10 protein-coding genes are annotated in these 18916 nt (G+C 32.5%); 3 read left to right on the forward strand and 7 right to left on the reverse strand.

All coding sequences use genetic code 11. The features are described from left to right. Window positions 1-838: 838 nt before the first annotated feature. The 3 genes from RINTHH_RS10910 to RINTHH_RS09310 form a co-directional block, all read right to left on the reverse strand. Entirely contained in the window at window positions 839-1006 is a 168-nt protein-coding gene (locus tag RINTHH_RS10910) for a hypothetical protein (protein ID WP_008235757.1), read from the reverse strand. 1181 nt (window positions 1007-2187) lie between these two features. Beyond that, window positions 2188-2562 carry a hypothetical protein gene (locus tag RINTHH_RS10240; protein ID WP_008235758.1) on the reverse strand — a complete coding sequence of 125 codons (375 nt, stop codon included), beginning with the start codon at window positions 2560-2562 and terminating at the stop codon, window positions 2188-2190. 598 nt (window positions 2563-3160) lie between these two features. Continuing rightward, the gene (locus tag RINTHH_RS09310) at window positions 3161-3877 is read right to left on the reverse strand and encodes a hypothetical protein (protein ID WP_008235770.1); all 717 of its coding nucleotides are present in this window, start codon (window positions 3875-3877) and stop codon (window positions 3161-3163) included. 258 nt (window positions 3878-4135) lie between these two features. On the opposite strand from RINTHH_RS09310, the gene dnaX reads away from it, so the two are divergent. Together dnaX and RINTHH_RS09320 are read left to right on the forward strand one after the other, a co-directional pair. Then, complete coding sequence (dnaX, locus tag RINTHH_RS09315) at window positions 4136-7393, forward strand: DNA polymerase III subunit gamma/tau (RefSeq protein ID WP_008235771.1); 3258 nt, start codon at window positions 4136-4138, stop codon at window positions 7391-7393. A gap of 2920 nt (window positions 7394-10313) precedes the next feature. Further along, window positions 10314-11294: a sucrase ferredoxin gene (locus RINTHH_RS09320; protein ID WP_008235772.1), complete on the forward strand. Its 981-nt coding sequence runs from the start codon at window positions 10314-10316 to the stop codon at window positions 11292-11294. A gap of 1531 nt (window positions 11295-12825) precedes the next feature. Here RINTHH_RS09320 and clpS read toward each other — a convergent pair. Then, the gene (gene clpS / locus RINTHH_RS09325; RefSeq protein ID WP_044304981.1) at window positions 12826-13152 is read right to left on the reverse strand and encodes an ATP-dependent Clp protease adapter ClpS; all 327 of its coding nucleotides are present in this window, start codon (window positions 13150-13152) and stop codon (window positions 12826-12828) included. A 254-nt stretch (window positions 13153-13406) separates the two neighbouring features. Further along, window positions 13407-13640, reverse strand: coding sequence for a hypothetical protein (locus RINTHH_RS09330; protein ID WP_008235774.1), 234 nt, complete (start codon window positions 13638-13640; stop codon window positions 13407-13409). A gap of 170 nt (window positions 13641-13810) precedes the next feature. Between RINTHH_RS09330 and RINTHH_RS09335 the strand changes: the two genes are divergently transcribed. After that, complete coding sequence (locus RINTHH_RS09335; RefSeq protein ID WP_008235777.1) at window positions 13811-15841, forward strand: NAD(P)/FAD-dependent oxidoreductase; 2031 nt, start codon at window positions 13811-13813, stop codon at window positions 15839-15841. Between the two features lie 658 nt (window positions 15842-16499). Here RINTHH_RS09335 and RINTHH_RS09340 read toward each other — a convergent pair. After that, window positions 16500-18083 carry a 2-isopropylmalate synthase gene (locus RINTHH_RS09340; protein WP_008235779.1) on the reverse strand — a complete coding sequence of 528 codons (1584 nt, stop codon included), beginning with the start codon at window positions 18081-18083 and terminating at the stop codon, window positions 16500-16502. A gap of 84 nt (window positions 18084-18167) precedes the next feature. Beyond that, complete coding sequence (locus RINTHH_RS09345; protein ID WP_008235784.1) at window positions 18168-18713, reverse strand: LabA-like NYN domain-containing protein; 546 nt, start codon at window positions 18711-18713, stop codon at window positions 18168-18170. Window positions 18714-18916: the final 203 nt, after the last annotated feature.

Genomic DNA, 18916 nt, shown 5'->3' on the forward strand with positions numbered 1-18916 from the left:
TTGAATCAAGTAAGTGTAAGAGTTACATTGCAGATAAATTTATTTAACTACTTCAGAGCATTAGTTTTTTTTCAATCCTTATGCAGTTACCAGCTGCAAAATAGATGATAAACCAACTAGCCTTATACTATAAAGCTGATGTATTTAAGTAATTAACCTTAATTGATTGTACTGTTGAAAGCTAATAATTAGTAATTAAAAGCTGCCCCATAATAACATCCTAAAATGATAAATATGACCCAATAGCAGAGGTAGATTTATCCATGGAGATATTTCGAGGAGTATATGGTTCAGCAGCTTTATCTAATTCATCTATTAATTTGATTTTCACTAATTTATTAAGCTTTTGTACCAATTTATTAATTCTCTAGATGTAATAACTTGTAGCTATTGCAGTATAGTCCCACAATTATTATTGTAGTCATAACTGAATCAACACTCCATAAGGAAGTAATAACATGATTAGCTAATTGAATTCAAAGCCAGCTAGCTATTTAAACATACATATTCAGATATAGCTTTTAGTAATACGGATTTATGGATGCTTTTACAATTGTTAAAACTACAGTCAGTAGATTCGAGGATACTATAATTATTATATAAATTGCTTTTGATTCCCTCTTTAGCTCTAGTCATTTCTTCTAAAGTTATCAAGATGAACTTAGGAGATATCTTAGTTTTAAATTTTATATTTCCCCCATTCCTAGAGCTAATCCCATTTATATACTTGGTAGATAGATAATTATGCGGGGTGGGCTTTGCTTAAATAACTTACTGTAGGGGGAATCGATGATCGATGTAAGTCTTGCTGAGGAATTAAAACCAGCTTCTTAATACCCTATATTTCTTTCTCAACACTTATAATCATACCTAAAATATCCTGTAGACTTAACAGTCTTTGCTCCATCAATAAATACCAAGAATGATTTATTTGGCTATGGTTATTTTTAGGTATTTTTTGATATTCCTGATATTGCCAATCCCACTCTTGAATCCATTCAGCCAATTTTTTACTGCTTCTGGTAGAGGAGATCTACCTTTTTCTCATTTTTCTGATGACTGAGACATATGGGGCAAAATATGTATTGTCTCAGGATATTTATATTTAATTACAAGTGTATTTATACTGTGGGAGCTTATATGCCAGCAAATAACAGCACATTTATGGTTAAGTAGTTTCTGAATATATCTGTTCACACCAATCATGTAACTGCTAGATAAGGCAAGCTTATCTTACTCTGCAATTTCTAGTGCTGAGACAAGTTCTCCAGATTTAACTGCTAAATCTATTGCTAATTATCTTAAGCTACCGACTTTCAAAGATAACTGCTTTTTACGTGAGTTTGTCAAATTGCCCTATATTTAGTAAATACCCCCAAATATTCATCCCCTGATCATGTAGTTTTTAGGCTTGGGGAATTTTCCCCAAACCTAATAGAGTTGTGATGAGAGATTGCAAAACTTCTAGATCTAACTCGAACTCGGAAAATTCTTGTGGTATTAGAGTTTGTAAAACTAACGCATACTGGGATTATTGGTCGCAATCAATAATCCCAGTATGCGCCGTCTTTTTTTCCTAGTTCGTATAAACTATTACTAGTTGACAAATAAAATCTGCCCCAAGATTCTGGATTGGTCTTTTGGTCAACATATCTGAAGCTCTCCTTATAACAGGCTTTCTATCATGACTCCTTTCGGTTACGAGATAACTATTCTACATTGCGGAAGAATTTACAAACTTCTGGTTTAATCAATAAGAGGTGGCTTTTTCGACAACTTCTGCTCTGTCCATACAAACTTTTTAATAATCTGACTTAATTTCTAAGGCTTGGTAATAAGAATTACTCACCTCTTCATACTGTCTGTCTTAAGCTGACTTTGATTTGTAAGTGTATCTTGGGATTCTAAGCCTTGATTCTGTTATCCAGAAGGAAGCTATTGTAAAAGGTTTTCACTTTCTTTGAGGCATCAATTACTTATACCCTGGATAAGTAATTGATGCTTTTAGTTTTGCTTTTCCAAGGGAAAATTTCACCTGAGCCCAATAGTTTTATATAACTGAGACAAGGGAGATAATGGGGGAATTTTCTATTTTTTCTCCTATTGCCCCTTCACTATTTCTTGCCAAACCTGTGTTGGAGTTAATAGTTGAGATGGTTATAATATCTGAACACCATAAACGCAAGATTACCAAACTTGTAGCGGTTTTGATAGAGGAGGAAGATCTATTATTTGGTTGTTGCTAAACTTCTCATCCTGGATTTTTTTAACAGAATTATCCCAAAAAATTTTCCCTGAGCACCTTACACCAAATCTATTTGGAGATGTAGTAAATCCAGAAAATAGCAAATTGTTAAAATTCCGCATTATTAAATAATTGCTAACTTCACTAGCAAGGTTGCTAATTTTGCCAATATTCAATTTGCCTAACTGTAATAAGCGATAAGCTAAATCATTATTGGGAAAGTAAGAAATCAATAAGCGATTAGCAAAAGCCCGAAGCCATTCTAACCAGCGCACATTGCTAATACGATGGTCTGCTGTAGATAATTTAATGCCCATCTTTCCCCACACTCTTGGTATATGACTTCTAGCAGCTGAGTGAAAAAAATTATAAATCGGAATTAGTTAGTGGTAGAAGTTGTCTTATCTCAACAACCTTATGCGGAGCAATCAACCTACCCTCAGATAAATACCTAAATAGGGCCTGAAAGCATTGTAATAGTTGTTTGATATATATTGTACTTTGGGATAATTTCCTAGATTATTTTAATTACTCCTCTAAAGAATTATATATGGTGTAATAAGCCATATAATTGTTCGTGATTTTCTTGACAAAAATCATTCGACGATAAATATTATATTTTAGATATACTGTTAAACTACTAAGAAAACTATTCAGATAGCATTGGAATAATATTAGATCTTATCAATTTGTTCAAACAGTCTTATGGCAGTTTACAAATTAATATACTTGAAATAAATCTAAACCTAGTCTTCTAAAAAAAAGGGAAAAATTCTTGTTCACATTGAAAAGTTAAGAATTACAATGGGAACTTAAAGGTTTAGCTTGGTTCATGGTTTTTTCCTTGTTATTTTATATATAATTCATGCACATGTTAATCAGTACTTGCATGAATGATAATCCACAACCTAAAATTCACTGCTTTTGCTCATTAAATTGATCAATCAATTCTTGAATAATCTTTTCAGGATCTTCTTTGTCTATACCAAGTTGCTGAGAAATTTGCTGGCATAATTTTTTATCTTGCCGCAACATAGAAAATAATTCTTCTAAAGTTACTGTTTGATATTCACCTTCCGAAAGGCTTTTATATTCATCTGCTTTACCAATGTTTACAGTACTATTAATTGTATCTTCTGATGTGAATATATTGTCCCTACTAAACTCAAAATCGTTGACACTCCCGATCATCTTCTGGGTAGAATAATCTGATGGCTCGTATTCCCAGATTAATTCTTTTTGGTTGCGAGTTAACAAATCCATACCAATAGTATGAGCATAGTCACTTAAATCCCCAAGATCCAATTCACCCAACTGCACCATCCGAGATGCCAATTCATCATTCGGTGAGGTAGATGCCATTAAAATATCATGGAAGCCTTCTAACCACTGTAACCACCGTTCTAGAGGAATACGGTGCTCTATATTTTGAAGCCATTTAATTGCCCAACTTTGGCCTTTTGCCTGATGTACTCCTTCCAACAGTTCAGTAAACAGAAATTCCAAATCAGTGTCATTAAGAAGTGGAGGATTTTGTAACAGAATGTTACCCTCTAACCGTGATGATTCTTGCTGTTTACCAAATAGGCGCTGGAAACAGCACTTAATCCATTTAATTAGCCGTCTTAGCATCTGTTATACCACCATTAACTTATGACATTATTCTAAAGGTTCTAATGAAGTCTACTTGAAAAAGTATTACCAAGTGGTCTTGTAGCAGTAAATAAAAATGTAAAGATGCAAAATCTAGTATTGTTGAATATTTATAATAGTTGCTGCTTATTTGTATAAATTGAGATATAAAATTATTTCACCTCAGACTTAAAGCTTATGCAAAGCTCCCATTCTCCAAGATGTTTACAGCCCCAAAGGGGTTGACATTTTCTGACTATGTCTTACGAACCTCTACACCATAAATATCGTCCTCAGCGTTTTGCTGAATTAGTAGGACAAGAAGTGGTTGCTACCACCCTTACCAATGCTATGAGCACTTGTAGAATTTCTCCTGCTTACCTATTTAGTGGTCCGAGAGGAACGGGTAAAACTTCCTGTGCTCGAATTTTAGCAAAATCTCTCAACTGTTTGGTTAGCAGTCATCCTACTGCCGAACCATGTGGTAAATGTGATGTCTGTATTGGTATAAATAAAAATTATGCATTGGATGTAACTGAAATTGATGCTGCTAGTAACACCGGGGTAGATAATATTCGTGAGGTAATTGAAAGAGCACAGTTTGCTCCTGTGCAGTGTCGCTATAAGGTATATATCATTGATGAATGTCTGACAGGAGATTCTTTGATTTCCACTGCTGAAGGTTTAGTCAGGATTGATAACCCCAAAATAAAAGGGAAAAAAGTTCTTAGTTATAATGAGACTACAGGGAATTGGGAATATAAGACAGTTATACGTCACTTAGAACGAGGGACAAAATCAACTTTAATTGTTAAGACAAATAACCGTGAAATTCGTTGTACACTTAACCATTTAATTAGATCTGAGACAGGGTGGATACAAGCTAAAGATCTAAAAGCAGGAATGAGGATAATATCTCCCATATTGAATTCTAATATAGAAACCTCACATGCAAATTTACCACATATAAAAGCACCAGAAGATTTATTAAAAAATAAAGATTGTAAGGTAATACCTCTGAATAAAAATTACGCAATACTTTATTTACCTTGGAATAAGCAGGAATATTCCAGATATTCTTCGATATTTATGCATATGGAGAAGGACTTATTACTTCAATCTTTCTACGTAAAAGAAACTATTATAAAAAGCATATATGCAAGGAAGAACAAAGTCTGTAGGAAAAGTTTATATCCGGTTCCAAATTGCTATATTAACAAACTATGGGAATCATTTGCAAAAAGCTATTGGGAGACTGTTCCAGTATTTGACCCAACAAATATAAATTGGAATGGACAAACAGGCAAAAAAAGGATAGGCATTTGGAATATAAGACATAATTATCCCCTGTTTTTTAACCAAAGGTATAAATTACAAAGAATGAAGGATATAGGGGTAAATCAATCATATTTAACATGCTCAGCTATCCTCAAATCCAGACAGTTTTTCAGAACACTAAACCAAACAAATATAGGAAAACCTTATAAAGATGGTAGCTCAACCAAAATAATCCAGAAAGTTAACTCGTTGCAAATTAGCTCGCAGCAACATTTGATTACCAGATTTAAACAGAATCCTGAACAAAAAATAAAACCCGTAAAATCCCCTATTATAAATGGGGGGGGACAATTAGAAGTAGAAGATAACCATGTAATTTGTAAGAATATTCTTTCTTTGACATGGGCTACAAATTTGGAAACTGTACAATCTGTCCACTTTGCTGGAATGGAAAAAGTCTATGATATCGAAGTGGAAGACAATCATAACTTTGTATCCAATGGGCTTCTAGTTCATAACTGTCACATGCTGAGTACCCCAGCATTTAATGCCCTTCTCAAGACTCTAGAAGAACCACCACAAAATGTTGTATTTATTCTAGCTACAACTCATCCCCAAAGGGTTCTACCTACAATTATCTCCCGTTGTCAAAGATTTGATTTTCGCCGTATCCCTCTTCCTAATATGGCCTATCATTTAAGGAATATTGCTGGTTGGGAAAATATTAATATTTCTCGAGAAGCCATTAACCTAGTAGCTCAGATTGCTCAAGGTAGTTTGCGGGACGCCGAAAGTCTTCTGGATCAATTAAGCTTACTATCGGAACAAGTTACCCCGGAAAGGGTGTTAGATTTAGTGGGTTCTGTTGGGGAGAGAGACTTAATTAACCTATTAAATGCAATCATAACTGATAATGCTGAAGCTGTTTTAGATACAATTAGGCAAATTTTAGATACAGGACGAGAACCATTAGTAATTCTACAGAACCTCCTTGCCTTTTACCGAGACTTACTGATTGCCCAAGCAGCGCCTAATCGCCATGACTTAGTTGCTTATACCCAAGAAACATGGCAATTGCTAACTAATATTAGCCAACAATTAGATATAAATGAAATTTTACAAGGACAGCAATATCTCCGTACTGCCGAAGTTCAAATAAAAAATACTTTTCAACCTCATCTATGGTTAGAAGTTACTTTACTTGGGCTATTGCCTTCAGCCCACAAAGATTTACAAGAAAAGGATTTAAACCCTTATCAAACCGAAAAAAAAGCAAAAAAAGATAATTATGCTATACAAGAGAATAAATATGATGCAAGTATACTACAACAGCGTCATATTTCAACTCCCAAAAATGCTTTACCAATAAACACTGATAATAGTACATATATTTACCCAGTACTTACAACTCTACCAAATTCACAGCTCGACAAAGATATTACTCCTCAAGAACTTCAAACTACACCAAATCAACAAAATACCCTAGATACTCCAAAAAATAACGACTTCCCAATACAAACAAATCCTCAAGTTACTGTACATCAATTACCTGATGAATCTCTATGGGCAATATGGAAGCAAGTATTAGCAAATATGCCTAAGCCAACTCAAGCCTTACTTAGGCAGCATGGGCATTTATTAAGTATTGACCAAGAAAAAGCGGTTGTTGGCATAACACCAAAACTAGTAAAACTTACTCAGGGTAAATTGGCTGATCTGGAAAAGGCATTTTCCCAAGTTTACCAAGAAAAACAAAAAGTCAAATTGGTTTCTCAAAAATCACAATATATTTGGATGAAAGAGAAAAGTGAAATTACAAAAAACAGCTCAAGATTTTCACCAATATCAGCAAATATAAATAAATTACAGCCAGGTTTTCCCAAATCAGAAATACCAACCACTAATCAGTCAGTGGTAAAATCACAACAAATTATTACTGCTAAGACAAAGACTAGTAATGTTAATAGTAATGGCGATGGAAATAAGTTATCCTTAAACAAAACCAACGATGTTCTCCTCAAATCTAATTCTCAAGCTTATTTTAAAACATCAAATAATTGCGAGCAGAAAAAGAGTTGGGATGCTCATGAAGTAGGGGTTGCAGCCCAACGCCTGGCACATTTTTTTGGTGGTCAGGTAATAAGTTTTACAGATGAATTAAATCAATCAACTGATACACTTACAGAATTAGAAATTATCGAAGATATTACAGATAACAATAATATTTCACTTGATTGAAAACTGTTTTTCCTTCTTAATAGAAATTAGGAATAATTGTAATCAAATTTAGATGAATATTGTCATAGTTATATATATAATAATATGTACTTTTGTAATCTTCTAGCTTATTCATAAATTTGATCTTTCACTTATGCTAAACATCTATAATTAGTTATAATTTATACAGCTCTTTTTTTATGAAGATACTTATACTATTAGTTACCAAGTAATTAATAGTTACATAAAAAATCACATTAACATTTTAATGATAATAATCTCTTAATTTTTGTAAATATTAATTATGATAAAAATCATTAATGTATTAGCAAATTGCATGTATTACTAGCTATTCTCTATAGAGAATAGCTGCTTCTATGTTGGAAATAGTTTTAGTTCCTGTGAAAGGCTAACAGCTATTCTCACCCTCAGATATTGTTCCATATAAAAAATATAGAAAGTTACAAAAATAATAACTTCATGTCAATTATAATGAATATTAAATCAAGAAAGTATTTAAATTAACTTGGGTTATTTACTCATGTTAGTCTTTAAACTCTGACAACATTTCTTAGTAAACGGCTCTCCTCCTATTTTCAAATCTGTCGCAGGCGTATAAATCACTTGCAAAGCTGAAACTATACACGAATTAATATGATTTTCTAAAGACTAAACTTAACATAAGTTATTACTAATAAAAATAGTTATTTATAGGAGCATGTATTCATAATTGTAGTATTCTAATACTAAGTTATTTATTGATATTTAATGTACTGATTTACTGAAAAAATAAATTAAAAAGACATTAATTATAAATTGTAATATCTTCTTACAAGATCCTTGTATTGAAAGGGTATATAAATTCACCAATAAGAATAAACTATATTGCCCCTAATTATCTGATACTATTTTATATTTCAATCATTCAGGTAAACAAGATCTATTAGCATATTACCAGAGTTTTTACTTTCCCTATTCTAGGTAGTCTATTTATATCATTTCTTATAACTAATTAAAGCAAATTTATTTGTGATTTCAAATGTAATACTGTGAACTTTCAATATAAACCTACTACTTGATGTTTATCTTGCCATACATTAGTTTGAATCCAAATATAAACCTATAATATCAAAATCACCTAATTACCATTCTGGATCATATTGATATTACTTACTTTGAATAAACAAAACTATGATTGCTTGTGTTTTACTGTTGTATAGTTTCTTGTTAGTCAAGTATATTCCCATTAAAAAATATCGTAATACACAAAACCTATATATCCCAGATAATAGGCAGTTTCTTTGTGTTAAGAGTTCCATTATCGCAAAGTGTCATATTTTTATGTTTACCTAATTTACAGATATCTTATAGATAATGTGCTATTTAAAACAAAATTGTAGGAATAACTATAAATCTGATATACTATTGGCTGTTCTATTTTATCTATCACTTCAAATGTACTATCACCCTGTATACATCAGATGCAGGCTAGTATGATTCCTGAAGAAATACCTTGAGTGACAATATCAAGTTTTATAATATTCTGGAGTTGTAATATCTGTATTTTAATCCTTAACTAATTTAGAATAAGTTTAGTTAAAACTTAAAATTGTACTGTAGTATGCCAACTTCAGATAAAATTCAGTGAATAAAGATTTAAGGTTAAAACAAGGTCTATTATTGCTATTTAATATTTTACAGATTGATACTTTACCGTCCATATAAGGCTAAATATATATCTTATATGAGGCAGTTAATAAGGTATTTAATCTAACAAATTTTAAGTATTAATAGCAGCATATTTTGATTATTAAAAAGATAAAGGGTAGTTTAAAAACTAGATTTTAATTTAAAATTCAGGGTCTAAAGAAGCCTAAGCAAAAGTAGTGAGGAATTGAAAGCTCTACAAAAAGTTTATTAGAGAAGTTATATATTTAAGGAATGTTGTACATTCTGCATTTTCCATCAAGTATGAGTTACTAACTATACGTCTAAGATGTTCAAACAATCCTGGAAATTGGGTAATACTAGCAATATCTGCACGCAAGAAGACAATGGGAAGTTAAAAAATAATTAGTTATTTGGTTTGAACTTTAATAGTTTAGATTCACCAAGATATCTTAAAACGATTGATTAGTTGATGATTGAATATGTTTCATAACAATAACCTTAGAAAACTATTTTGCCATTCATTTTAATATACATACGGATAATATTATTTCAACAGTTCATTAGGAAAACTTATATCGTATATGAAGTAGCGTAAGACATAAAAAAGCTACAGCTAGCATCATATTCATTTAGATCCTTATAGAAATTGTTATTTTTCAGTTTCGTATTAGTTGATATGAACTTTTCTGTTTGCTAAGATAATTTATTATTTCTCTACCAGGTCCTGATGTGAAAAGCTAGTTCTAACTTTTATAAGTCCACCTTGTTAGTCTCTCAAAATAATGCGATTATTAACTTATATTCAGATCATAATTATTCTCAATTACTTGAATTTTACTTCAAGTTCCGTTACTCTTGAAAAGAGTCCTACAATACTGATATAAAGTAATTTTGAATACATTGTTGCTACTGTTAATACATACGTGTAAAGTAATTATTTTCAGAATAAGTTTATTTAAGAATATTTAGTAATTAACCATCTACAACAGTAACTTACGAGTGGAAATAATGTATATTTTTAGTTTTGTATAAAATAAAACATTAAATATTTATGTGAGAGGGATCTGTTTATAAAAATTTTATTAGGAATATTTACTAATATGATAGGATTCTAATCAAACTCTGTTTAGTAATTTTTTATTCATTCATATGAAAACCTTATTGTATAACTAACAGCATTGTTGTCATAACTGACTAAGTTAATCTAGATAATAATAGAAGCAAATTATTATCATTTAGTAATTGTCATTGAGTGGTGGATTGAATTAAGATGAGTACTTTTTTTTGTTCTGATAATTCTCGTAAATTGGGAGAAGAAATCATTGGTACTGCAAGCAACTGTGAAACTTATATTCTCATAGAATGTTCACCACCCTGGCATAATCAGGCACTTAATTCTCGTTTAATACCAGATAATTTAAGGCAATTAATTGCCGATATAAAAAGTACAAGGATATCAGTAACTTTCTTACTAATTGCTAATGATATTTCTCACAAAAAGTATGAGACAACTCTTCTGATTTATCAAAAGAAGTCAGGAATCAGTAATGGTTTTCGTCAGCAAGAATTTAGGCTTGATAATATTGAACAAGTAGCAACTACTGTAAGAAAATTGTTATGGTCTAAGCTCAGTGATGTTGAGCCAGAAATACCAAGAAAAAGAGACATATTGATTTGTACTCATGGTAGTCATGATCAATGCTGTGCTAGGTATGGTAATCGTCTTTACTTCTACCTTCAAGATAAATTGATTCCAAATTTAGGGCTAGAAAATATTCGCCTTTGGCGTTCTAGTCATTTTGGTGGACATCGCTTTGCACCAACTATGATTGATTTACCAGAAGGTCGTTACTATGGTAACATTTCTGCTGAATTATGCCCATCAATTTTAACCCGTAAAGGTGATATTAAAGTTTTGCGTCAAATGTATCGGGGATGGGGAATTTTATCAACCCCTATACAAGTTTTAGAAAGTGAATTGATGGTTCAACATGGTTGGAAGTGGTTTGACAATAAGGTTGCAACTAAGATTATTGAAAAAAATACTGATAATAGTAAGTTACAAGTAGAATTTGTCGTAGAAGAGCCTTATGGCTATGTTTATAATTATCATGCTTCTATAGTTAGAAGTGAGTATAAATCTATTAAACTCAAAAGTTCTTGTAATGCAAAAGAGGAGCTTATCTGCCACAAATATATTGTGGAAAATCTATACCTTAAATCTCAATTAGTAATCAACCATACAGCCTAATTATAAGAATATAAATTTGCTTTCTATTCAAGCAAATATAATTTTAATAAATCCTAATTAGTGATCACACTCTTATTCTGTATTTTTGAAAATATGGATAAATATTTTCTAGTTAAATTGTCTAATTCTTCAAAAGAAATTTACATTCCTAAACAGAAGGTATTATAATCTATATTTCTAATAGTATTTCGGGATCAGTCGGTTGCATAACTGAATATTCTCACATTTATACAGGTTTATTTATTATCAGCTTATGTAAAGCTTAACCCCCGACTTGATGATGTAAGCAATTATGCTTCTACTAATAATTCTGTTTATAGTTGATAACTCAGATTACTAATGGTTCAACTAATATATAAATATTATATTAGTTATCCCTGAGGCAATCAGATTTAATTTGAAATGTTTTAACCTTGTGCCTTTATGAGAATTTTATATACCACCATAAAAATATTTGGCAATCTGGTAGTAGTAAGCATAGAAGAATTACTATTATAATCAGTTAGAGATTTAGATAGAATGCTATTACTTGAATTGTGTAATTCTGCAAAATTGAAATTTATTTAAATAAGAATATAACTAAGTATACTAGTTTCATTGTCTGAGTTATGGAAAATATTATGGGTATTTTCCGAGTTTATTCTTATTTAAAGCAAAATTATTTTGCTTTTATATGATGCTGTAAATAGATTACTAGTATGTCTTCAATTTATTATAGCAAAACTCAATTTTTATTTTTCTAAATGTTAGAGTCTTGAAAGAATGGTACTATCTTATATACCCATATTATATTTTAAAAGTCCTCAGAGTTAATGTGTACAATAATAAGCTTAAGTAAAATTATCTCCTATTTATAATTTAGAGCAACATTTGGATATGGGTAAAATGGACAATAATCCTTACATTCTAATTTCAGGATATAATTTTTTCTCTTATTATCAACTCATGTTAGTTATTAACAGAAAATATTATGATTCATAAGAACTTAAATGCCTTCGTACTCAATTAAGTTGTTATTGATTATCAGAATAAGTTACTCTTACTCTACTAATACTTTAATTGGCGTTTAGTATATTTTCTACCTAGTCAGAAATTTTCTAGCAACCCTATATTTACAAACAAATTAAATGCTCAATAACTCACTAAGACTTCCAATTTAATAAAGCAAGTTTATGATTGATACAGTGGAATTTTCAATTTGATTTTTTTATAATCATTCAATCAATTTTTGCAATTTCGTATTTAATTTCGGTTCCACAATTTTATTATAAGTAAACTCCATAAAATCTTACCCAAAACAGCAATTATCTTAATTCCCCTAGATAAAAAACAGATATCCATAATTCTAAGTGAGGAGAATAATTCTGTACCTGTCTGATTACCTTGGTCTTACAGTTTGGTAATCCCCTCTAGCTTGAAAATAACCTCTAAAGGTTTTATTAGGCTGGGGAGGTGAATAGAATAATTCTAAAATTTTTACCACTTTCGAACATATTTGACCTGGATATCTGCTGAGGGTTTAATTATATTTTTATGCAACTTCTAGGGGAGCCATAGTTAAACCAGCCCGATATAATTGCTGGTGATAAAGTTCTGCTTGCTCCTGGGGCCCAATCCAAACAACTGCTTGACCTTCATAATGTACCTGGTTGGTTAAATCCCAAGCACGATCACTGTTCATCCCTGGTATATATTTCATCAAACACTCAGCAACATGTTTAAAGGTATTTAAATCATCATTTAAGACAATCACCTTGTAGTTGGGATAAAGTTTGCGATTAAATTGACTTTTTTCATTTGGAGTTACGGTTGGTGCCGTTGCCATGCCATAAACTGAGGCTGTAAGCCTAGTAACCATAGAATATTTAACAAGCAAAATTGCATCAATAGTACTACAAATAATAAGTTTAGTTCATGGTTGGCAGTATGTGGTTAATTTGGAAGAAAATAAAAAACAAATATGGCAACGACGAACCCTAACTAAAATCTACAAAAGTATAACCTCCATTTTATAAGCCATCTGGACTTTTTAAATACTATGCTGACATTATTTATTTATAGAATAGAGAATAGGTTTAGAAGTTAAAATCTATTCCCTATTCCTAATATTACCTAAGATAAATTCTTCCAGGCTTGAGATATGACTTGACTAAGCCAGTATCGTTGCTGCTTATCTAAGAAGCTATCTTCTGCAAGCACCTGAGATATTAATTCATCTAAGGATTTTCCTTGTGAACGAACAATTTTAATTACTCCTGCAATTGCCGTAGCTACTAGTTCCTCATCTATTGGCTGATCCTGCAAAGCAAATATTTCCTGAGGTTCTTTTGGAATAGGATAATTCATAGTGTGTGTTCAGAGCAAATGTAATTGATCATGAAGTGTGAGACAATACGAGAGGATAAATGTTCGTCAATTTTTAGATTGCTTGCAGAAGCCAGCTTATCCTAATGGTTATTTAAGCCTATCTCAGTGAGTATATTTCACAGGTATTGTAATTATATGTTGGGGGGACTATGGAAGAACTTCTTTACTTAGAAATTCCTACTTCGGACATAACAAGTGTTATTAATTGGTTGCAAGAAGATTTCAAAATAGACAAATTAACAAAGAAACCTACTCCTTCAGGTATTCGCTTGGTTTCAGCTAAGTTCAAAGATATAAAAATAGGCGTTACAGAAAGTTTACCAGTCGAGCTCTCAATATTTGTCTGGTATGTACAGCGTACAACTTATCTGAAAGTATTTCAATGGGGTCATATACGCTTTCCTAGAGCAAAGGAAATTATTAGACAGCTCACTACAGAAATAAACAATCACTTTCCCCATGAATACTCAGAACCACCAGTTATTGAACTATCAAAACAATCAATTTTTGAGGCATTATCACCTTACTATCCATTAACAGTCAAGTATTTTCAGCAGATGCCTAGGGGTGAGTATGATCTACAACGGGTCTATTGGTGGGAACAACAGTGGCGCAAAGGCGTAAAGAATCCACAAAACCCCAAACAAGTGGTTTTTGAGCGTAAACAATCAATAGGCCCTAATTCTCAGATATCCTACGACCTAATTTATATTGGTGGGGCACTAGGAGTTATCCATGCTGCTGTTATGGCAAGATTAGGTTATAAGGTTCTATTGGTAGAACGTTTATCATTTGGGAGAATGAATAGGGAATGGAATATTTCCCGTGATGAAATTCAAAGTTTAATTAATCTGGGTTTACTTACTAATCAAGAGGTTGAGTCCATTATTGTCCGGGAATATAAAGATGGATTCAATAAGTTCTTCGATGGGAATAATCCCAACCACTTGCGGGCGCCTATTTTATATACACCTAGGGTTCTAAATATTGCTCTTGACTCAGAAAAATTATTGCAACTATGTGGAGCTAAGCTCAAAGCGGCAGGAGGAGATATTCTAGATGAAACAGAGTTTATACATGCAGAGATAGATAAATTACAAGTAGACGTGACCTTAAAAGGTATACCTAGTCAACAAGAAAAAGTCGTAAGTGGAAGGGTTTTAGTAGATGCTATGGGAACGGCTTCCCCCATTGCGTGGCAACTAAATGGTATCCGGACTTTTGATAGCGTTTGTCCAACAGTAGGAGCAGTTATTGATGGAGGCTTTGAGCCAGGAGTATGGGATTCCCAATATGGTGACGTTCTCAACAGCCATGGCGATATATCTCGGGGACGACAGCTAATTTGGGAGCTATTCCCTGGAAAGAATGAAGAATTAACAGTTTACCTATTCCATTATCATCAAGTAAATTACCATAACCCTGGCTCTTTATTAGAAATGTATGAAGACTTTTTCACTATTTTACCAGAGTATCGAAGGTGTAATTTGGAAAAATTAGTTTGGAAGAAGCCAACATTTGGTTATATACCTGGCCATTTTAGTACCAGTGATAGTGATCGTATAGTAGCTTCTGAGCGTTTGTTAACGATTGGTGATGCAGCCTCTCTGCAATCTCCCTTGGTTTTCACCGGCTTTGGCTCTTTAGTGCGTAATTTAGAAAGGCTAACAACTCTATTAAATGTTGCCCTCAAACATGATTTATTGTCTGCTTCTCATTTAAATAAAATTCATGCTTTTCAAAGCAACGCTGCTGTTACCTGGATATTTTCTAAAGGGATGATGGTTCCGACAGGAAAATTTTTGCCCCCCCAGAGAATTAATGTTATATTAAACAACTTTTTTGGCCTACTAGCAGATGAACCTCCAGAAGTAGCAGATGATTTTATTAAGGATAAATTTAGTTGGTTAACTTTTAACCGTTTGGCACTGAAGGCAGCTTTTAAGAATCCCGCTCTATTACTGTGGATTTATCAGATGGCAGGGCTAAAAGATATGTTATGCTGGGGCCGCAATTATATTAATTTCACTTGTAATACCATAATAAGTGGTTTATTAAATAGCTGGTTTTCCCAATTCTTAAAACATATAGAATCCAGAATAAAACCACACAACCCAGGTTTATGGCTACGATTATTGGCAATTAACTATGTTATTTATGCAAATAAACCAAAGAGATAGCGGAAATTTAAGGCAAAAATTTGAAGTTATAACCACTACTCTAATATTCCAGTGAATGGAAAAAATAATTAGGGTCAAACTCCGAAAGTTTATTCGAATAAGATTTTATTTATCGGCAATAACTAGAACTTGAAGTTTTAATAATGAGAAGTAAAACCCACTAGACTTTCCAGATATTTTACGCAAATGGAAGATAACATAAATCATCAATAAAAAATATATAGAGGTCGCTATATAACAACAAATTATTTTATGGCATATATGTATTTTGATTAGTTTAGCCAGGTATTGATTGTATGGTGCTATTTAACTCTCATTGGTTATCGGATTTCATTGCAAAGTTTCTGTGCTCTTTCCTTAAAGAGGTTAGGGTAAGGTCAAAGTCTATAGATAAAAGGAAATTGCTTGGAAATAACGCAATTACTGTAAACATTTTAATGGTAAAAACCAGTAGATTATATAATCTTTATATTAATCGCTTCGTAAAATACACCTCATAAAAAAATAAGGTTACATCAATTACAAATTAAATATTAGTTGGCTTCTCAGCTTTTTACAAAAGGAGTAATATGCTCAAAACTTATCTTGGGAGTTTGTATTATTTTCTCTGTTTGTTTTAATAACTATATTCCAGCTTCAATTTAGGATACACAGTAGTTTATCTTTGTTTCCGTTGATTTGACAAATGTGAATACAACCTATTTAGTGAATTTATATATGCTTGCGCTGATGCCACAATAATGTCAGTATTGGCAGAGTGACCTGAAAATACCATGTCTTCATACCGCAGGCGGATTGTAACTTCCCCAATAGCATCAATTCCTGCTGTTACTGATTTTACGGAGAACTCAACTAGTTGATTGGGTACATTAACAACTCGATTAATTGCTTTGTACACAGCGTCTACAGGGCCAGTACCAATAGCAGCATCCGTCAGTTCTTTGCCTTCAGGTGTGTAAATAGTAATAGTTGCTGTAGCTCTAGAATTGCAACCACAGACAACTTGCACTAAATTTAATCTAAATAAATCTGGCGCTTGTTGAATTTCATCATTAACGATTGCTTCCAAATCCCAATCGGAAATTTCTTTTTTCTTGTCAGCTACATCTTTAAAACGGACAAAAGCTTTATTTAACTCATTATCTTTTAACTCATAACCCAATTCACCTAACCTAGTACGAAAAGCATTTCTACCAGAGTGCTTACCTAAAACAATTTGATTATCTGTTAACCCAATTGACTGGGCATCCATAATTTCATAGGTGAGCTTATTTTTAAGTACCCCATCTTGGTGAATTCCTGATTCGTGGGCAAAAGCATTTGTACCAACAATTGCTTTGTTAGGTTGTACCAATAAACCCGTTAAATTAGATACTAACCGGGAGGTTTTATAAATTTGCCTGGTATCAACATTTGTGAGGGGCTTCTCTGAATCTGCAGATCTCCCTAGAAAGGGATTAAAATACTGTTTACGGACATATAAAGCCATTACTAATTCTTCCAATGCAGCATTACCTGCTCTTTCCCCAATACCATTAATAGTACATTCCAACTGCCTAGCACCATTTTTCACTGCCTCCAGAAAGTTAGCCACAGCCAAGCCCAAATCGTTATGTCCGTGTACAGAAATAATTGCTTGGTTTATATTGGGTACATTATTACTAATCCCTTTAATTAAAGCCCCAAATTCTAGGGGAGTAGTATAACCAACAGTATCAGGAATATTTACTGTTGTTGCCCCAGCTTCAATAACTTTTTCTAATATCTGGTACAAAAATTCTGGGTCGGAACGCCCTGCATCTTCCGGAGAGAACTCCACATCCTTAGTAAAAGTCTTAGCATAAGCTACCATTTCCTCTGCTATTGCAATCACCTCATTCCTAGTTTTCTGCAGTTTATATTGTAGGTGAATATCAGAAGTTGCAATAAAAGTATGAATTCTCCCTTTAACAGCCGGAGCAATTGCATCTGCAGCTGCCTTAATGTCTTCCTTCCTGGCTCTTGCCAAACTACAAATTGTCGGACCATCTACTGTTCCCACAGTCTGGGCAATTATATTAACTGCTTCAAAATCCCCAGGACTGGCAAATGCAAAACCAGCTTCGATGACATCAACTCCTAAACGTGCAAGTTGTTTAGCAATAGCCAACTTTTCATCCATATTTAGTGTTGCTCCTGGACATTGCTCCCCATCTCGCAGGGTAGTGTCAAAAATAATGATGCACTCGGAGTCTTGATTCATTGCCAAAATTTGCCTTCCTTGCTGTCACTATCTGTTGATAATATCGCCTGGTTTTCTTATAATATCCAGTTAATATAAATAATATTATGCTTGACATTCAGAAGGTGTTGATGATTCTGATTTTTCTATTTTTTCTCTAATGTTCGTCAAATCAATATATCTATCAGTAGCATTGCGCAACTCCCTAGCTATCATCCCTTCTGTTGATACTACAGTGATATGAGTATTTTTAGAACGTAATAATTCAATAGCCCTTTCAAAATCTCCATCTCCGCTAAATAAAATAACCCTGTCATATTGATCGACTGTATTAAACATATCTACGACAATTTCTATGTCTAAATTAGCTTTTTGTGAATAACGACCAGATGAGTCATCATAATATTCTTTTAGAACTTTTGTTCTAACGGTATACCCTAAACTAATAAGAGCATCCCTAAATCCTCTTTGGTCTTGTTGATCTTTTAAACCAGTATACCAAAATGCATTAATTAATGTTGTCGCTGCCTGTTCATAAGCAAAATATTCTAAGACTCTTCTAGGGTCAAAAAACCAGCCATTTTTCTGTTGAGCGTAGAACATATTATTCCCATCCACAAAAATAGACAGGCGGTTGGTGGTAATAGTCATATAAATTTACACCTATAAATAAATATTTTTTAGATTAGTGCTAGATTATAGCAATTATAAGTTGTGATATAATACTCCCATTGCCGTGGTTATGAATATCAGTTTGCTATTCATAAGTCAAAGGATACACTTAAGCATCTAAGTTATATTAAGGATATGACAATAGTTATTAGTAATTTACATGAATCATTGTTATTCATTGA

The sequence above is a fragment of the Richelia intracellularis HH01 genome (assembly GCF_000350105.1).
Classification (GTDB): Bacteria; Cyanobacteriota; Cyanobacteriia; order Cyanobacteriales; family Nostocaceae; genus Richelia; species Richelia intracellularis.